General features: G+C 38.1%; 20 protein-coding genes and 1 pseudogene. 16 read left to right on the top strand and 5 right to left on the bottom strand.

Annotation, left to right across the window (positions count from 1 at the left end; genetic code table 11):
- The 4 genes and pseudogenes from GKR71_RS19970 to GKR71_RS19040 form a co-directional block, all read left to right on the top strand.
- Positions 1–235, top strand: a pseudogene (locus GKR71_RS19970) (cell envelope biogenesis protein TolA); the annotation flags it as partial.
- Between the two features lie 190 nt (positions 236–425).
- Positions 426–1310: a protease HtpX gene (gene htpX, locus GKR71_RS19050; RefSeq protein WP_036954871.1), complete on the top strand. Its 885-nt coding sequence runs from the start codon at positions 426–428 to the stop codon at positions 1308–1310.
- 868 nt (positions 1311–2178) lie between these two features.
- Positions 2179–3309, top strand: coding sequence for a M20 family metallopeptidase (locus GKR71_RS19045; protein WP_154609351.1), 1131 nt, complete (start codon positions 2179–2181; stop codon positions 3307–3309).
- 42 nt (positions 3310–3351) lie between these two features.
- A complete protein-coding gene (locus GKR71_RS19040; RefSeq protein WP_036954877.1) occupies positions 3352–4788 on the top strand; it encodes a YfcC family protein in 1437 nt (478 codons plus the stop codon).
- 215 nt (positions 4789–5003) lie between these two features.
- Here GKR71_RS19040 and GKR71_RS19035 read toward each other — a convergent pair whose 3' ends face one another.
- The 3 genes from GKR71_RS19035 to GKR71_RS19025 all read right to left on the bottom strand — a co-directional run bounded on the left by GKR71_RS19035 (position 5004) and on the right by GKR71_RS19025 (position 6586).
- Positions 5004–5993 carry a phage integrase gene (locus GKR71_RS19035; protein ID WP_154634719.1) on the bottom strand — a complete coding sequence of 330 codons (990 nt, stop codon included), beginning with the start codon at positions 5991–5993 and terminating at the stop codon, positions 5004–5006.
- Positions 5994–6086: 93 nt separating this feature from the next.
- The gene (locus tag GKR71_RS19030) at positions 6087–6299 is read right to left on the bottom strand and encodes a hypothetical protein (protein WP_154634718.1); all 213 of its coding nucleotides are present in this window, start codon (positions 6297–6299) and stop codon (positions 6087–6089) included.
- Positions 6296–6586, bottom strand: coding sequence for a helix-turn-helix domain-containing protein (locus GKR71_RS19025; protein ID WP_154609353.1), 291 nt, complete (start codon positions 6584–6586; stop codon positions 6296–6298). Before GKR71_RS19025 ends, GKR71_RS19030 begins: the two co-directional genes overlap by 4 nt.
- A 94-nt stretch (positions 6587–6680) precedes the next feature.
- Here GKR71_RS19025 and GKR71_RS19020 point away from each other — a divergent pair, with 94 nt between their 5' ends.
- The gene (locus GKR71_RS19020; RefSeq protein ID WP_154634717.1) at positions 6681–7031 is read left to right on the top strand and encodes a hypothetical protein; all 351 of its coding nucleotides are present in this window, start codon (positions 6681–6683) and stop codon (positions 7029–7031) included.
- A gap of 8 nt (positions 7032–7039) precedes the next feature.
- Positions 7040–7270: a hypothetical protein gene (locus GKR71_RS19015; RefSeq protein WP_154634716.1), complete on the top strand. Its 231-nt coding sequence runs from the start codon at positions 7040–7042 to the stop codon at positions 7268–7270.
- 16 nt (positions 7271–7286) lie between these two features.
- Here the strand turns inward: GKR71_RS19015 and GKR71_RS19010 are convergent, their stop codons facing one another.
- Positions 7287–7712: a hypothetical protein gene (locus GKR71_RS19010; protein ID WP_154634715.1), complete on the bottom strand. Its 426-nt coding sequence runs from the start codon at positions 7710–7712 to the stop codon at positions 7287–7289.
- Position 7713: 1 nt separating this feature from the next.
- On the opposite strand from GKR71_RS19010, the gene GKR71_RS19005 reads away from it, so the two are divergent.
- The 10 genes from GKR71_RS19005 to GKR71_RS18960 all read left to right on the top strand — a co-directional run bounded on the left by GKR71_RS19005 (position 7714) and on the right by GKR71_RS18960 (position 14706).
- Positions 7714–7926, top strand: coding sequence for a hypothetical protein (locus tag GKR71_RS19005; RefSeq protein WP_154634714.1), 213 nt, complete (start codon positions 7714–7716; stop codon positions 7924–7926).
- 189 nt (positions 7927–8115) lie between these two features.
- Positions 8116–8535, top strand: a complete 420-nt coding sequence (locus GKR71_RS19000) for a DUF5347 family protein (protein WP_154609354.1) — start codon at positions 8116–8118, stop codon at positions 8533–8535.
- A 68-nt stretch (positions 8536–8603) separates the two neighbouring features.
- On the top strand, positions 8604–8864 hold the full coding sequence (locus GKR71_RS18995; RefSeq protein ID WP_230085118.1) for a DUF2732 family protein: 261 nt from the start codon (positions 8604–8606) through the stop codon (positions 8862–8864).
- Positions 8857–9078, top strand: coding sequence for a TraR/DksA family transcriptional regulator (locus tag GKR71_RS18990; RefSeq protein ID WP_006815270.1), 222 nt, complete (start codon positions 8857–8859; stop codon positions 9076–9078). The genes GKR71_RS18995 and GKR71_RS18990 overlap by 8 nt, the downstream gene beginning before the upstream one ends.
- Complete coding sequence (locus GKR71_RS18985) at positions 9075–9377, top strand: DUF3850 domain-containing protein (protein WP_230085117.1); 303 nt, start codon at positions 9075–9077, stop codon at positions 9375–9377. Before GKR71_RS18990 ends, GKR71_RS18985 begins: the two co-directional genes overlap by 4 nt.
- Positions 9370–10194, top strand: coding sequence for a Dam family site-specific DNA-(adenine-N6)-methyltransferase (locus GKR71_RS18980; protein WP_230085116.1), 825 nt, complete (start codon positions 9370–9372; stop codon positions 10192–10194). Before GKR71_RS18985 ends, GKR71_RS18980 begins: the two co-directional genes overlap by 8 nt.
- Positions 10191–10511: a DUF5405 family protein gene (locus GKR71_RS18975; protein WP_006816227.1), complete on the top strand. Its 321-nt coding sequence runs from the start codon at positions 10191–10193 to the stop codon at positions 10509–10511. The genes GKR71_RS18980 and GKR71_RS18975 overlap by 4 nt, the downstream gene beginning before the upstream one ends.
- A complete protein-coding gene (locus GKR71_RS18970; protein ID WP_154634712.1) occupies positions 10504–12912 on the top strand; it encodes a replication endonuclease in 2409 nt (802 codons plus the stop codon). Before GKR71_RS18975 ends, GKR71_RS18970 begins: the two co-directional genes overlap by 8 nt.
- 105 nt (positions 12913–13017) lie before the next feature.
- Positions 13018–14043, top strand: coding sequence for a hypothetical protein (locus GKR71_RS18965; protein ID WP_154634711.1), 1026 nt, complete (start codon positions 13018–13020; stop codon positions 14041–14043).
- 315 nt (positions 14044–14358) lie between these two features.
- Complete coding sequence (locus GKR71_RS18960) at positions 14359–14706, top strand: hypothetical protein (protein ID WP_154634710.1); 348 nt, start codon at positions 14359–14361, stop codon at positions 14704–14706.
- 60 nt (positions 14707–14766) lie between these two features.
- Here GKR71_RS18960 and GKR71_RS18955 read toward each other — a convergent pair whose 3' ends face one another.
- A complete protein-coding gene (locus GKR71_RS18955; protein ID WP_154634709.1) occupies positions 14767–15759 on the bottom strand; it encodes a hypothetical protein in 993 nt (330 codons plus the stop codon).
- Between the last annotated feature and the right edge of the window lie 222 nt (positions 15760–15981).

Here is a 15981-nt window from a genome sequence, read left to right as displayed (position 1 = left end):
AAAAGCAGTGAAAGAAAAAGCAGATAAAGCCAAGGCTAAAGAGAAGGAAACCTCTAAATCGGTGAAGGAAAAAACCGACAAAGCTAAAGCGGTAGAGAAAGACAAAACCAAAGCAGCAAAAGAGAAAGCAGACAAAGCAAAAGCGGATAAAGCAAAAGCCGACAAAGCTAAAGCTGCAGCAAAAACAACCGCAAAAGTGTCTAAAGGCAAACCAACTAAAGGTAAAGTGAGCTGATCATTTTCTCGTAGTGCCTTATCGTTATTATTTAAATGCCGTTTATTAAAACGGCATTTTTTATTGCTGTGTGTAAAGATATGTTATTTTATGACTTTTTCCTGTTAATGGGCTTGAAATGGTGTGAAAAAACCTTATTTATGAAGTAAATTTGTCGTGATGTTTGTTTTGACCAAGGAACCTATAAAAAATGATGAGAATTGCTTTATTCTTGCTCACAAACTTAGCTGTTATGTTTGTGTTCGGGATTATTTTAAGTTTAACCGGGATACGTGGAAGTAGTGCTCAAGGTCTGCTGATCATGGCGGCATTGTTTGGTTTTGGTGGTGCATTTGTGTCGCTGCTCATGTCCAAATGGATGGCGCTGAAGTCCGTTGGTGGGGAAGTTATCGAGCATCCACGTAATGAGATGGAACAGTGGTTAGTTAACACTGTTAGCCGTCAGTCCCAGCAAGTCGGTATCAAAATGCCACAAGTGGCAATTTACCATGCACCGGATATCAACGCATTTGCAACGGGCGCACGCCGTGATGCTTCTTTGGTTGCGGTAAGTACGGGTTTATTGGAAAACATGAGCCGTGATGAAGCTGAAGCAGTTATTGCCCATGAAATCAGCCATGTCGCTAACGGTGATATGGTTACCATGACCTTATTGCAAGGTGTTGTGAATACCTTCGTTATCTTTATTTCACGTATTTTGGCGCAAGTTGCGGCTGGCTTTATGTCAAACAACAATGACAATGAAAGTGAAAGCAGCAATGGTAACCCAATGGTTTATTTTGCCGTTTCGATGGTATTAGAAATCGTGTTTGGTATTTTAGCGAGTATCATTACGATGTGGTTCTCTCGTTACCGTGAGTTCCACGCGGATGCAGGCTCTGCCAAATTAGTCGGTAGAGAGAAAATGATCGCTGCACTGCAACGCCTGAAAACAAGCTATGAGCCGCAAGAAGAAGGGCGTTTGATGGCATTTTGTATCAATGGTCGTGGTAAAGCATTTAGCGAACTGTTTTTATCTCACCCACCATTAGATAAACGTATTGAAGCATTACGTTCAGGCCAGTATCTGAAATAGCCTACGATGTTAATACGATAAAATGAAAGGGAAACATCATGTTTCCCTTTTTTATTTACTCATCCTACCACTATCCCCGCCGTATTCGATTTATCATTTTATCTAACTATTTCAGCGAATAGTGCCAGTAAAGCAGTGTGCTAGTAAAAGAAAAGTGACAGGTATTTTATGCTGAAGAGAGTTAAATAAATATACTGAAAGAAAACGGCACTCAGATTGAATCGAATTAAACCTTCAGTTTAAAAATTACGACTATTTTATAGGTATTGACGCTTATTTATTGAGTAAATGTTGAGTAAATAGGCTAAATACTCCTTTGGGGTTATTTAAATCCAAATAAAGTTAGAAAGATATATACGCGTTATTGGCGTTAAATCATGTGAATAAAAAAATAAATACCACGTGTAATATTGCATATTTACGGTTAGCTAAAATTAATAGCCTGCCATTAATTTCTGAAGATTATTTACCATAATTAATATATTTATTTTATATATTTTTATAATTGCTTTCTGTAACTATTACTTTTTGAAAAAATCAAAAAATAGAGCATATTTATGCATTAATAATTATTTGTAATTTATTAATCTGTTATGTTATGGTGCGAAAGTATCCTTTTCAATCAAAGTAAGTGTCGAATTATCATAGGGTTTCTTCTCCTTGGGTTAAATCTGGCTTTACTCATCGTTGTTGTATATGCATAAAATGTGCATAGATAACGCTATGTTTTGCGCGTCAAATGGAATATGACGATAATATTATCGGCTATGAGTAATAAACATTTCATTTTGTTTGGAATAAAAATCTTATCGCGTGGGAGCCAATTTTCTCAGTGAAATATCTCGCCATAAAATAATAGGAACTCAACATGCACAATGAATTTTTAGTACACGAAGCAGAGATGCTGGATTTATTAAAGCAAGTGGTTAATACCGAATCCGGTTCATACGATAAAGAGGGTGTTGATAATCACGCTGCATTCTGGTGTGAACGTTACCAATCAATGGGCTTTGAAGTTGAGATAATCCCAAATGAAAAATTGGGTAATAACTATCGTCTTTATCACCCATCTACCACGCCTGAAATTTTGATTTTGCTGCATCTTGATACTGTATTTCCAAAAGGCACAGTAGCGGAAAGACCATTTAGCATTGAGGGTGATAGAGCCTATGGTCCTGGTGTTATCGATATGAAAGGCAGCCATGTCATGGTGCATCAGGTGATCAAACAGCTTTATGCCACCAACGATGAACGCTACAAAAAAATTGAAGTGCTGCTGAACTGCGACGAAGAGATAGGCTCTATTTCGTCACGTCCGGTCATCGAGGAATGTGCGAAAGGCAAACGTTACGCGTTAGTGATGGAGCCTGCGCGCGCGAATGGTGCCATTGTCAGCGCTCGTCGCGGTGTGGGAACCTATGTTCTGACCATTCAAGGGAAAGCGTCTCACTCTGGTATTGCTCCTGAGGCAGGGATCAGTGCTATCCAAGAACTTGCTTTCAAAATCCAAAGCTTGCATGCACTTTCTCAGCACGATCAAGGGCTGTCAGTGAACGTGGGTCTGATTACTGGTGGAACATCCGTCAATACCATCGCTCCAAATGCGCGTGCAGAAATTGATGTGCGGATCTCTTCTGAGCAGCAAGGTATTGAAATCGACAAGAAAGTACGTGAAGTGTGTAGCCAGCCTGTGTTAAACGGCATTCAACTTTCATTGACTGGTGGGATCAACCGTCCACCAATGGCAAAAACAGCACAAAGCGCTGCGCTTATCGACATCATCAAACAAGAAGCTGACAAACTAGAAATCGCTCTGGAAGATGTCTCTACAGGTGGTGGTTCTGATGCCTCATTTACCGCTGGTGTGGGTACGCCAACGGTAGACGGTTTAGGTCCAATTGGTGGCTATCAACATAGTGACAAAGAGTACCTCGAAATTCCCTCTTTAACTGAGCGCGCTCAGCTATTTTTCAATGTGTTAAAACGCATTACGCAGTAATTATGACTAACAAAACAAATAATAATCCAACAGGATAAATCTATGGCAATAACATCAACAACACCACCACCACAAAAAAAGCGTTCTGATGGGATAAACCCGTATGTATTGCTCTTTTTCATCCTTGTCGCGGCAGCGGTTGCGACTTGGATCGTTCCTGCGGGGCAGTATGCCTCTGAAACGAAAGTTATCACAACTATCAAAGATGGTGTGGAAACCCAAGTTAAGAGCTCCTATACCATTCCGGGGAGTTATGAGCGTTTACCTGAACAGCATGGCGTTTTACCTGGACAGGTTTTCACGTCGATCGCTGACGGGCTAGTTAAAGCGGCTCCGATCATTTTCTTGATTATCTTTACTGGTGGCGCGTTACATCTGCTTGAAACAACGGGCGCAATCAACAAAGTTCTGAGTAATATTTCACGCAGTAAAAAGCTTAATGACTTTTTGTTGATCACTATCTTCTTTGTGGTGTTCTCAATTTTGGGTACCACTGGGATTGTGGTGAACTCGATAATTGCCTTCGTGCCAATAGGTTTATTGGTGGCGAAGTCAGTCGGAATGGATGACAAGTTTGGCGCAGCGATTGTCTATGTTGCGGCTTACTCCGGCTTTAACGCTTCGGTAATGGCACCGATGACCGTCGGGTTATCTCAAGGTTTAGCCGATGTTCCGCTGCTATCAGCATTTGGCTTCCGCACGGTGGTTTATATTAGCTTTGTGATCGCAGGGATTATCTTTTTAACTTTGTACGCGAAGAAAAGCCGTCGCCAAGGGATGGTGCGTCCAGAAGTTCAGATTGATGACAGCCAATTTGAGACCTCAAAAATCTCTTTACGTCACGTCATTACATTATCCTATGCCGCATTCTGTTTAATTGGCTTTATTTTCGGTGCCATTGAGTGGAGCTGGGGCGAGAAAGAGATGATGGCTATGTTTATCATCTTAGGCGTGGGGGTGGGCGTACTGAACAGGATGTCACCGAATGATATTGCAACCGGCTTCCTGAAAGGCTGTGCAGGTATGGTCGGCGGGGCATTTATTGTTGGCATGGCGCGTGCCATCGCAATTGTATTAGCGGATGGCATGATCTTAGACACCATCGTGAATTCGATTATTTCTCTGATGGATGGATTACCAAAAACATTATCTGCGCTTTCTATGTTCGGTACCGCTGCTATCATGCACTTCTTTATTTCGTCAGGTTCCGGTGAAGCGGCAGTTTTAGTGCCTATTTTCACCCCGATGGGCGATCTGTTAGAAATCACCCGTCAAACTACCGTTCAAACGGTATTAATGGGCGAGGGTGTTGTGAACTGTATTAACCCAACATCAGGTATTTTGATGGCGGTATTAGCGACATCGAAAATCCCATACACCAAGTGGCTGAAGTTTATCTGGCCGTTGGTATTAACTTGGGTCATTATTTCGATTATCTCGATTGTTTACGCAGTCATGACGAATTTAGGCCCAATTTAAGTTCGCCTATCACGCTATGTAGACAGACAGGGTATTTGTCAAAGCGCTACTCGAAAGAGTGGCGCTTTTTGTTTTTGGGTAATGAGTCGGCAGGATTTTAGGCAAAAAAAAGCCCCCTTCATAAGGCATAGCCAGCCTTGTCAATACAGGTCTGGCTATATAAATCAATGAGATATCACATGGCTGTCATACTATAAAGCACCACAATAGCCCGTTTATGTGGATGGAATGTGGATGCTTTCGTATAGTGGATTACATGATATAGCCTCATTTAAGTAGTCAGGTGCAAAGTGTGCATACGTCATTGTTTGCTGAATTGTTGCATGACCCATGATTTTTTGGAGTGTTAAGATATTCCCTCCGTTCATCATAAAATGAGCCGCGAATGTATGACGTAAAGCATGTACAGCTTGACCATGTGGTAAGTCAGGTTTTACGTTTTTTAGTATCGCTCTATAAGTTTCATAGTCAGCGTTGAACAGTAAACCAGACTCTTTAATTTTTACTGCTTTCATTACTTCTTCAGATATTGGAACTGTGCGATGTCTGCCGTTCTTCGTCTTCATAAAAGTAACTCGCCCATGTAATAAATTCTCGGCTCTTAATTGGGTAGCTTCACCCCATCTGGCACCGGTACTTAAACATAAAACTGTAATGCGCCAATAATCACCTTCAACAGCATTCAGTAATTTTTCAATATCACCTTTCGTCAAATAAGACATTTCGGGCTTTTCTTCTTTTAGCTTACTAAGCCCTTTGATTGGGTTGGTTTTAGAACACTCACCAATTTCAGCCAACGATGTGAAAATGCCCATTAACAAATTCAGCTCTCTATTGACTGTTGAAGCTTTCACTCCACTTTGCAGCCTATCTGACCGATATTGACCTAAAAGCTTAGGCGTTATCTGATATACGGAAGGATTGCCCATATCATTGATTATCTTTGTTACTGTTCTTTTGCGATTAGTCGAATATTTATTGTTACGCCCTTTGTATATCCACCATATCTGAAAAATATCAGACAGAGATCGGTAGTCTCGTGACTCACTATTCCACTCATCGCTATTTGCAGTAAGCATTACACTTCTTTCGAATGCTAAGGCATCTGCTTTCTTTTTAAATACCCGCTGGACTCGTTTTCCTTCTCGCCCCTGCGGTCTGATATCCACTTTGTAACGTCCACCTTCAAGCGCCTTAATAGTCATTGTTGCGCCCTCCGGTTAAACGAGGTGATTCTAAATTGTTAGTAAAAACATACTGTTGATAAATATCTAGCCAGCTTTTGCTGTTAAAAGCAGCTAGATTATTTTCATAAGCCCATTGTGTGCGATAGCCGGTGAAATTTGACCGGCAGATGGAATAATTTTACCGGTTGTTAGCCATAGAGAATATTTGCTAAGCCGCCGATGTTTTAAAATATTCTCAAAGCATAGCCAATTGATGTTACTAGCAATCGGTATATCTAAGTGTTCAACGGATAATGCTTCTTTAAGTTTTTCATTTAATGTCATGCTTGTTTGTCCTCATCAACTTCATAGTTTTTAGGGTCGTAAAGTGCAGGGGCGATTTGACCTACATCCGGTGCTGTTTTACCAGTGATAAACCAAAGAGCGTATTTCTCAAATTTTGGATTACATATGATGGATGTGATTACGTCGGCATTTGGTACTGTCTTTCCGTTTTCGTAACGCCATAGAGCATCTCTACTTAAGCCCAGCATTTGTGCGGTTTCCGGTAAGCTGGTAAGCCGTTCACTTTCTCTCATCAATTTTAATTTCTCAGATACGCTAAGACGCATGTTGCAATTCTCCGACCAATGCATTAATGTTATCTAACAAAATGTCACTAGGGGTATTTTGTTAATGAAATACCCCAAACGGAGAGATTATCACATGAATGAGAAATTGCTGCATTTGCTGTTCAAGATTCCTGATCCGATCACTGTTTCGGAGTTTTCCCGTCGTACAGGTAAGTCAGAAAGTAGTGTTCGAAAACTCACTGATCGCCGTCGTTTACCTATCCGCACCGAACGTCAATTACATGGTGAAAGCTTTAGCGATATGCGCTTAATGATCATGTGGAATGAGTGGCTTGAAATGGTTTATGGGGCTACTGGTCAAATTCCATCAACTGAACGGATGGGATGGAAAGCGAGTTGGTTTAAGCGAGTAAATAAACTGATTAGCGATTTGGGTGCTGTTCCTGATGAGCTCAAATCTGTCGAAGAAGCTTTGAAAGGGTAGGTGACGAAATGACTGCTGGTATTGAGCAGGTTTCAACGCATAGCTTTAAGTATCGTAACTTTCAGATTATTAAGTTACCGGCTAAAGCCATGAATCCCGTAACCCGCTTTCACGTTCAACGTGATGATAATTCGTTTGGTTTATTTGATTCGATGGCTGAGGCGACAAAATATATCGATAAATTATTCGTTAGGAGTAACCCTTGTCCATATATTGATGAAGTTCCTTTTCATCGATAGTTAAATTTTAAGTAAGTTAGTTAGTGAGAGTCTTGTATAGCAATGCAGCGCCAGAAGTTAAGACTGATGATGATATGTTTACTATTGTATCTTTGACACCAGATTTGGCTGCTTCCACAAGTTGCTCGCCAAAAGATGGTTCTAATGCGTTAGGCGTCAGTTTCAATAATTCTAGACCTTTTGCTGTTAGGACTGCGTCGGAGAAAGAGTAGCCATACTGAATGTTTGCGGAAATATAACCATGCTCTACTAACCATGAAACAGTTTCTGTAACAAATATAGCATCATGGTTAATTGATGGCTCTTCAAATGGATCCTGCGCTGTCTCGGGAAATAGCCGTTCTACTGTAAAGGCTCTTCTTACAGGAAATGATTCGTATAAAGATGCTAAAACAACACCGGTTATTTCATTGAATTTCTTAATGTTAGTTGGAGTAGACACTATGGATACCCTTTCAGATAAGAAAGAAAAATATGATGAACTATATAGAACATACCATTCCATAATTGAAATGCAATTATCGCTTAGTATGGATGGAGTTCGAGCCAAAAAAGCATGGCGCTCTGCATTATCAGATATTGAGGTTTCAGTTTTATCAGATGTACTTGCTGAAGTTTTAAATCAAGCAGGTTACAAGATCTTGTCACATAAATAACATGAGGAGTGGCTATAAAATGACACAATTGCATGTACAACAGCATAAACATAAATTAACAGGTTCATCTGTTAATGAATTTAAAAGCGATAGGAAGAAAAGCAAGTTATCTAGTGTTGATAAACTATTTATGTTTGTTGGTTTTCTGTTCTTATCATTTATTTTTATTTCTGCATTTAGATAAACGAAATGAATAGTTCAACAATTGAGTTAGTTAAAGCTAAACAGTTGATTGAATCAGTCGGCAATGTGAAAAATGACGATACACCGGCAAAGAGAGCAACAACTAGGTACTACGAAAATTACGGAGAAAGCATTGAGTATCGCGTGAGTGAGTTGAATAAGGCGGCTCAATTAAGAACGACAGTTTTTCATTCAAATAAAGAATGTCCAGACAATAAGGAGCTTTCTGGATTTATTGAGTATTTAAGATTAAGTGATGTGAGAATGCTAAATATGATTTTTTATTTGGCTGGAATCAATAGTGATAAGCATCAATTGATGTTAGAGGATTTTAGTAAAGAGGATAAGCAATCTATTATATCTGCAATTAATCAAGTGAAAGTATTAGCGGCATTGTTACCGAAACATATCGCCATGCCTATTTAAATTAAATAAAGAAATAAATGACGTTAGCACGTCAGGGATTCTTACATTCTAAATTTGAGGTATTAGTTATGAGAAATAAAGAGATAAAGCCGATTTTAATTGGTGTTGATATTGCTACGGAAGAACGTGATTACTCGGCTATCACTATCAGTATTAAAGCTATTCGTGAAGATGAACGCAAAGTTCAGCTTGATAAGTTTTCATCTCGTCTTGATTACATCGTTTGTAAAGCAACTCGTGAAAAACTGGCTCGAGAGCAAATCCTTGAATTACTTGCGTGTGAGTCTGTTCATTTATCCAATTTGGCTGCGGAGTTAGATCATGTCTAAAGAAATTGACCGCGCTAGCGAGCACGAAATGTTGATGCGAGAGCAGCAAATAAAAGCAGTTACAAACCGAGCAGTCAGTACTTCGGCTTTTGAGTGTGAAGACTGCGATAAACCAATTCCAGAACAGCGTCGAATTGCCTCAATGGGCTGTACTCGTTGTATTGATTGCCAAACGATTTTTGAGCTGAAAAGCAAACATTATCGGAGCGTGTGACGGTGAAAAGAAGACATGAGCTCAAGCTTGCCCCTCGTTACTTTCAATTGGTTCAAGATGGTTTGAAAACAGCAGAATTTCGCCGTGCCGATAGAGATTTTAAAGTGGGTGACGAGTTGTTTTTACGTGAATTCAATTCAATTAATAAACCATATGCCAGTTACACAGGTAACGCTATTTCATGCTTAATCACTGACATCACAAAGATTAATGATGTTTATCTAGAACTAAAGCCATTACCTGAATTTGTGATGATTTATTTTTCAATTATTCGAATTGAGGATAATTTTCGTGGCTAAACCTAATAGAACTATCCTCAAGTGGGCAGGCTCTAAAGTTGGTATTATGGAGCAGCTACGCCTTCATTTGCCTAAAGCAAACCGTTTGGTTGAGCCATTCGCTGGATCTTGTGCTGTGATGATGAATACTGATTATGAGCAGTATTTAATCGCGGATGCTAATCCTGATTTGATTAACTTATATGAAGCTATAACGACACTGCCTGAAAGTGTTGCTATAGAGGCATTGCAGCTTTTTAGTGAAAAAAATAATAGTGAAGATTTTTATCTTGCTAGAGTAGAGTTTAACGGTGACAAGCAGGAATTGTCACGATTAAGGCAAGCAAGTTTATTTTTATACCTAAATAGGCATTGTTTTAATGGGCTGTGTCGTTATAACCAACAAGGCAAATTCAATGTTCCTTTTGGTAACTACAAAGCGCCTTACTTCCCTAAAACTGAAATTGATAGTTTCTGTAATAAAGCCTATCTCACCAAAACTAGAATTTTGAATCTTGAATGGCAAGATACATTATCACTCGTTGATTTTGGTGATGGTGTTTATTGCGATCCGCCTTATATGGGGGATAGTTTCACTCGTTATCATACTGCTGGCTTTTCTAATGCTGACCAGGAAGAACTAGCAATTGCCTTGAAAGATATTAATGATATTCAAGGTAATCCTATTACCGTATCTAATTCTCTTGCAGCAAAAGAGCTGTATCTTGATCTTGGCTTTACTGTCCATGAGATAGAAGCACCGAGAAAAATTTCAGCGAACGGAAATCGTAAATCGGCAACTGAAATTATCGCAGTTTTGGCAGGGGTTGAGTCATGATGCTTGACCCTAAAGATGGCGTTTACATTAGCGGTACTCGCTTTGCGATTCAGCGCCATGTCGATGATTCTAAAAATGTTCAGTGGCGCTTACTGCAAATCAATAATAAAACTCGTTGTTATGAGTTAGTTTGTTGTAGCTCTGATCCGTGGTTTATTGCGATTGAGCTGACCTCATATCATGTAATGAGAGTAAAGGGGAAAGGCATCAAGACACTAGATGTTTACCGCCAGACTGTTGATGTTATTTCTCGTCGTTGTGAAACTGCCATTAATTTATTAAGACCGGAAACATTAGGCGGGGCGCTTAATGTCTAAGGTATTGGATTTCACGCAACAGGGATTTACTTATTCCGCTGATATGGATTTTCCGTATTCGTGGAATAAGCCCAAAGAAAATAATTATTACAAAGCTGATATAGATGCTTTGGGGAAATCTCTATCGCATGAACAGTTAATTCATGCGCAAGCGATTTTAGGTGAAGTGGAAACTTTGCCACGTATTTTGCGTTACCGTATTCAAAAGCACTATGAGAACCTCATTAAAGAGTCAGGGCAGTATAAAGCGTATGAGTATTTACGTTCTGACTTCTACAAGAAAATCTACCCACGTATTATGGCTGTTAATTCACGCTATGAGTTAGATACAAAAGCGCTATTGACGCTATCCACTCGTTTTACTTCTGAAATTAGCCAGTTTAACAGGCTGTTTGATCTGTATGACAAGCCAATTAAAAAATTGGCGGAGTATATTTCAAGTGGTTTTTTCAGTCTCTATGAAATCTATTGCGATAAGTTGACCGAGCAAAATGACGGTGATCGTGAGGTTATCTATGAAGATACATCGCAAACGTTGATTTATGGGCGTTTAGCTGAGCTTTCCAATGGTTTACATGTGTGTCCTCTTCACTATCAAAGCTATTTGAAAGTTTTGAAAAATAGAAAGCGCAGAAAAGGGAAGCAAAACTTAACCACGCGCCAAGTAATTGCGGCTGTACAACGCTTAGTTGACGCAGACTTTTGGCATAGAAAGCTGAAAGCTCACCGTACTCAATGGATTGAGGCGATCATGATTGCGAATATGGACGTGTGTGTAAATCGCCAACCTTATGCCAGTAAGCAAGCTATTCGCGAGGTACAAGCCCAGCGTTTATCTAATATGCAATATCTGCAAGATATGGATATTCAAGACGTTGAAACGGGGGAGCGGTTTGATCTGTTTGAGAAAGTCATGGCGAGTATTTCTAATCCTGAAATACGCAGGATGGAACTCATGGCGCAAATGGCAGGTATTGAACGCGTAGCAAAAGAGCGTGGCGATATTGGCATGTTTATTACATTAACTTGCCCGTCAAAGTATCACCCGACAAAACAGCGAAAAGAAAAAAATAAGGAAACGGGTAAAGATGATTTTTACGCGGTGCTTAATCATAAGTGGAAAGATGAGGCTTTTACGCCAAAAGATGGGCAACGTTATTTAGTTAAAATTTGGTCACGTATTCGTTCTGCTTTCAATGATAAAGACATCAATATTTACGGCATTCGTGTTGTCGAGCCACATCATGACGGTACGCCGCACTGGCACATGTTGCTGTTTGTCGATAAAGCAAAACGCGCGGAAGCGATTGATATTATGCGTAAACGGGCTTTGAAAGAAGATGGAAACGAAGCCGGTGCACAGAAATTTCGTTTCGAATGTAAGCATATGAATCGTGGTGGTGCAGTCGGGTATATCGCTAAGTATATTGCTAAAAATATTGATGGATATGCGCTTGATGGTGAAATAGACCATGAAACGGGCAAAGACTTAAAAAGCATGGCTGCGGCAGTAACAGCATGGGCTTCAACGTGGCGTATTCCTCAATTTCAATTTTATAAACTCCCATCAAAAGGGGCGTATCGAGAGTGTCGTCGATTGCGCGGCGTTTCCATTGCTGAAAGCCTTGGTGATATCGCGGAGCGTGTTCGCGCGGCGGCTGATGAAGGTGACTTTTTTGAGTATGTCATGTCTCAAGGTGGTCCATGTATTCCACGCAGATTAGAAACGATCCGCGTAGCTCGTGAGACTAATGACGTGAACGCCTACGGGGAAGAGGTTCAGAAAGTAGTTGGTATCTACAACCAATTAAAATCCGGTGCACCAGTCATTAAAACCCGCGAAAGAAAGTATCAAATCGTCAAGAAAAGCGCCGTTGACCTTGACCTTAATCTTTTAAGAAGCGACAGCGGAGCGCCTCGGAGTCCTGTCAATAACTGTAGATCGCCTATTAACTCTAATCTATCAGATGTGCAATTTTACGAGCCAGAGCATGGTTCTGTCGATGTATCAAACATAAGAGAATACGGTTTTGCATTTATAGAAACAGATGCTGAGAATGCAGCAGGAAGCGAAATATCACAAGATAAGCAGCAGAGACAGATTTCAAACATTGAATTAAGTGAGGGAGATAAGGGAATTCAGTCAGAAATTATCAATTTTGCCAACGAAGTCGGCATTAATTTCGATATTCCACAGATTGAAACCATGTTCATTAACGGTTTAGGTGTAAGTGATGGACTTCATTTTATAAAAGTTGATGGGAATAGGTTGAGATTGAGTTTAAATGAGGACGGGAAAGAATTGCAAAGATGGAAATTGGAGGCGCAGAGAAAGGCAATTCGTGGAAAGTATAGAAAACGGTGTACGGATGTGTTGGTAAGGGTTATTAAATTCAAATAATATGATCACCAAAATAGATTCTTTTTATGGAGAGGAAAGCTTACAGATACGTTTTAAAAATGTAGAATGACGGGTATAACACTATATGAACTCGGAAACTGAAAAATGGACGATAGAAAGATTCCTTCAATTTATCTCTTTAATACCGATTTAGAAACTAAAGAAAAGCTTCAAGAGTCTGGCTTTAATGTGCAATATCATAAATTAAATGGTTACATGCGATTAGAACAGTCATACACCTCCATATCAATACCGTATGTAAATAATATTCCGTCTGATCTTCATGAAGCAGAAATATTAGTTATTGATACAACGCCACGTGAGTTTAGCTATGGAAAACATCAAGCACATTCAATAAAAGTTTTCTTTGATTACACTCCACCTATTGTTGATCTTTTCCCTATAGATATTGCTTCAGTTAAACACTATCTTTTCTCAACAAATAAAAAACAGACTGTTATAGTATTCTGCGAAAATTTCACAGATACATTTTATAAAATAAAAAACTCCCCATTGGCAAATCTAAAAACTATAGGGTTTTCAACTTATGATTTTAACCGAAATTTAGGGGTGACTAAAAGAAATGGAAAACGTTTTAAAAAACCAAAGGAAATCAGTGCTTCAAATATTTCTGATTGCCTTTTTAAATATATAGAAGATAGCCATTATAATGTTACGTTCAAATATGTTGGAGATAATGATATAGTTTTGGCTGAAAATGAAACTGATGATGTAATTTCATTGTTTACTACAATTGAAAATAAACTTTTCTTTTTCTTTCCTGCAATAAAAAATAAACCTGACTTCTTGAATGATTTATTTAACAATGTATTGCCAGACATTGCAATTTTTTCTGATATATTTCCAGATAATGGATCTTTTCAATGGGTAAATAATGATTTATACATTACACATGAGGAGAAATTAAAAACAGAGCAAATTAAAAAACTACAAAATGATTTTAATCATAATTTAAAAAAATTACAGCAAGAGTTACAAAGTTTAGCTAATAAAGAAGAAAATTTAAAAACTAAAGCATTACTTACAGCAACAGATGATGAGCTTGTTAATGCTGTAAAATGGTTTCTTGACTATATAGGTTTTGAAAATATAACTGCTCCTGATGATTAAGTAAATGAGGTTGAAAATGAAATCTTTGAAGAAGATTTAAATATTGAAACTAAGCAGAAAACATACCTCTTCGAAGTAAAAGGTATTGGCGGTACCTCAACAGATGCACAGTGCTCACAAATTTCCAAGATTGTATTACGACGTGAAGACTCAAGGGATGATCATGATTTTAAAGGAATTTATATTGTAAATCATCAACGATATAAAGACCCACAAGAACGAGTTAACCCTCCTTTTAATGATACGCAAATTATAGATGCAAAGATAGCTCGACGAGGAATGACTTATACATATGAATTATTTCAAGTTTATCATATGATTGAAGTTGGCATACTTACAAAAGATATTGCAAGAGCTGCTTTCGACCAACGAGGGCTCATTAACTTTCGTAAATCATTAAACCCGATAAAGTGTGTGCATATATATCCTAAGCCAGAAGTTTACTCATTTGACCTGACAGCTACCCCAGATATAACAATTAGTAAGAATGATAGGATAGCGTTGAGAGATAAAGATAATCACTGGCATTTACTATCTATAGAAAGTATTGAAGTAAACAAAAAACCGCTTGAAGAAGCAACTGTTATCAGCGGAGGTAATGTTGGAGTTAAAGTAGATAAATTTATAGAAAATGCAAAAGATTTTTATTTAAAGAAAGCATAATGATTAAATAAAGCCTCTTATGAGGCTTTGAATTAATTTTAGGTAATGCTTTACTTGTGGCTATCTGCGTGACTTCCCAAGTATATTTGGTATTATTTTTATAATACTTCTAGATAACTCGGTGTCAGCTTTTGCCTTCTCAAGTTCTATTGTCGTTTTTCCTTTATCAAGAATAAAATTACGTTCGGTTTTTGATAAGGATTCAATAGAAACTTTCAAACCATCCTGATTATTTGTTATATATGAAAATTCAACTGCAGATAATTTTGATTCAATGTTGGTTAATTCATTTTGAAAATATTTTATATCTGCTAAGCCACTTTTATATAATTGTAAGAAGAAATAAGCAAAAACCTCAATGAATATTATTAATAATACTCTTGGTACTATTGGAAGAATTAAATTTTTCAAGAATTTTGTGTTTGTATCATCACCTTCAGAAGCTAGCTGCTTCAACAATTCTGAGGAGTCTATGATTGAAACTGTTGACCATAATAAATATAGTCCGCCTGCAGTGATTGCCATCCCAATAGCAAGGTTCATATTAGCACGAAGACGAAGGTCTTCTATTTCTCTTTTTAATCTTTGAATTATATTATTTGAGGATTCAATTACTTTATCAAAAATTAAATTTTCTTTAATGTTTTGACTCAGAAGATTCGATTCATTATTAAAAATTTCCCTTATTGTTTCAGTACCATTTTTTCTGATTATTTCATTAATAATAAAATCTTTTTCTTCTGAATTTAACTCTCCTGCAACTTCCTTATTTCCAATGGTTTTTTTTAACTCAGTGACTTCGTTATGTAATTTTCTATATATATAACTTATATCCCTCGACATAGTCTTGGACATTTCATTAGCTTCAGATCCTGACTGTAAATATGCTAAAGTTAATGTAACAAATGAAACAGCTAGTGAAGTGAAAGTAACTATGTTTAATTTAACATTATAATATCCATCATATAAAAAATATGAGAAAAGAAAAGATAAAAGCCCCATGAATCCAAATGTAATACCAAAAAACAACAGTTTGATTTTATTTTTATACATTATAGGTAGTCTCATCCTTTTTACTAAAGTTTAATTACAATTTTTTAGTTTATATTTGTATTAATATTTTGCAATTTTTTGTTCCAACTCGCAAGATAAAAAAAGGAACATTACCATACGAAGTCCCTATACTGGCATGGTTTTGACGTTCGCTTGCACCTGCATGAAAACCGACCTATTTAGTGGGCAGGCGTGGCGGGGCTACGATTGCGCGGTGACATG

It is taken from the genome of Providencia sp. wls1922, from assembly GCF_009706505.1.
In the GTDB taxonomy this organism is placed as follows: domain Bacteria; phylum Pseudomonadota; class Gammaproteobacteria; order Enterobacterales; family Enterobacteriaceae; genus Providencia; species Providencia lanzhouensis.
The sequence above is the reverse complement of the archived record's forward strand: the minus strand, read 5'-3'. Positions and strand labels throughout refer to the sequence as shown.

Bases quoted from the DNA above. Each gene is read 5' to 3' on its own strand.
- GKR71_RS19030 (WP_154634718.1), bottom strand. From the start codon at position 6,299: ATGACATTAAATGAAAAACTTAAAGAAGCATTATCCGTTGAACACTTA.
- GKR71_RS19015 (WP_154634716.1), top strand. From the start codon at position 7,040: ATGACTGCTGGTATTGAGCAGGTTTCAACGCATAGCTTTAAGTATCGT.
- GKR71_RS19040 (WP_036954877.1), top strand. From the start codon at position 3,352: ATGGCAATAACATCAACAACACCACCACCACAAAAAAAGCGTTCTGAT.
- GKR71_RS18970 (WP_154634712.1), top strand. From the start codon at position 10,504: ATGTCTAAGGTATTGGATTTCACGCAACAGGGATTTACTTATTCCGCT.
- htpX (WP_036954871.1), top strand. From the start codon at position 426: ATGATGAGAATTGCTTTATTCTTGCTCACAAACTTAGCTGTTATGTTT.
- GKR71_RS19020 (WP_154634717.1), top strand. From the start codon at position 6,681: ATGAATGAGAAATTGCTGCATTTGCTGTTCAAGATTCCTGATCCGATC.
- GKR71_RS18965 (WP_154634711.1), top strand. From the start codon at position 13,018: ATGGACGATAGAAAGATTCCTTCAATTTATCTCTTTAATACCGATTTA.
- GKR71_RS19045 (WP_154609351.1), top strand. From the start codon at position 2,179: ATGCACAATGAATTTTTAGTACACGAAGCAGAGATGCTGGATTTATTA.
- GKR71_RS18955 (WP_154634709.1), bottom strand. From the start codon at position 15,759: ATGTATAAAAATAAAATCAAACTGTTGTTTTTTGGTATTACATTTGGA.
- GKR71_RS19035 (WP_154634719.1), bottom strand. From the start codon at position 5,993: ATGACTATTAAGGCGCTTGAAGGTGGACGTTACAAAGTGGATATCAGA.
- GKR71_RS18960 (WP_154634710.1), top strand. From the start codon at position 14,359: ATGATTGAAGTTGGCATACTTACAAAAGATATTGCAAGAGCTGCTTTC.
- GKR71_RS19000 (WP_154609354.1), top strand. From the start codon at position 8,116: ATGAATAGTTCAACAATTGAGTTAGTTAAAGCTAAACAGTTGATTGAA.
- GKR71_RS19005 (WP_154634714.1), top strand. From the start codon at position 7,714: ATGGATACCCTTTCAGATAAGAAAGAAAAATATGATGAACTATATAGA.
- GKR71_RS19025 (WP_154609353.1), bottom strand. From the start codon at position 6,586: ATGCGTCTTAGCGTATCTGAGAAATTAAAATTGATGAGAGAAAGTGAA.
- GKR71_RS18975 (WP_006816227.1), top strand. From the start codon at position 10,191: ATGATGCTTGACCCTAAAGATGGCGTTTACATTAGCGGTACTCGCTTT.
- GKR71_RS18995 (WP_230085118.1), top strand. From the start codon at position 8,604: ATGAGAAATAAAGAGATAAAGCCGATTTTAATTGGTGTTGATATTGCT.
- GKR71_RS18990 (WP_006815270.1), top strand. From the start codon at position 8,857: ATGTCTAAAGAAATTGACCGCGCTAGCGAGCACGAAATGTTGATGCGA.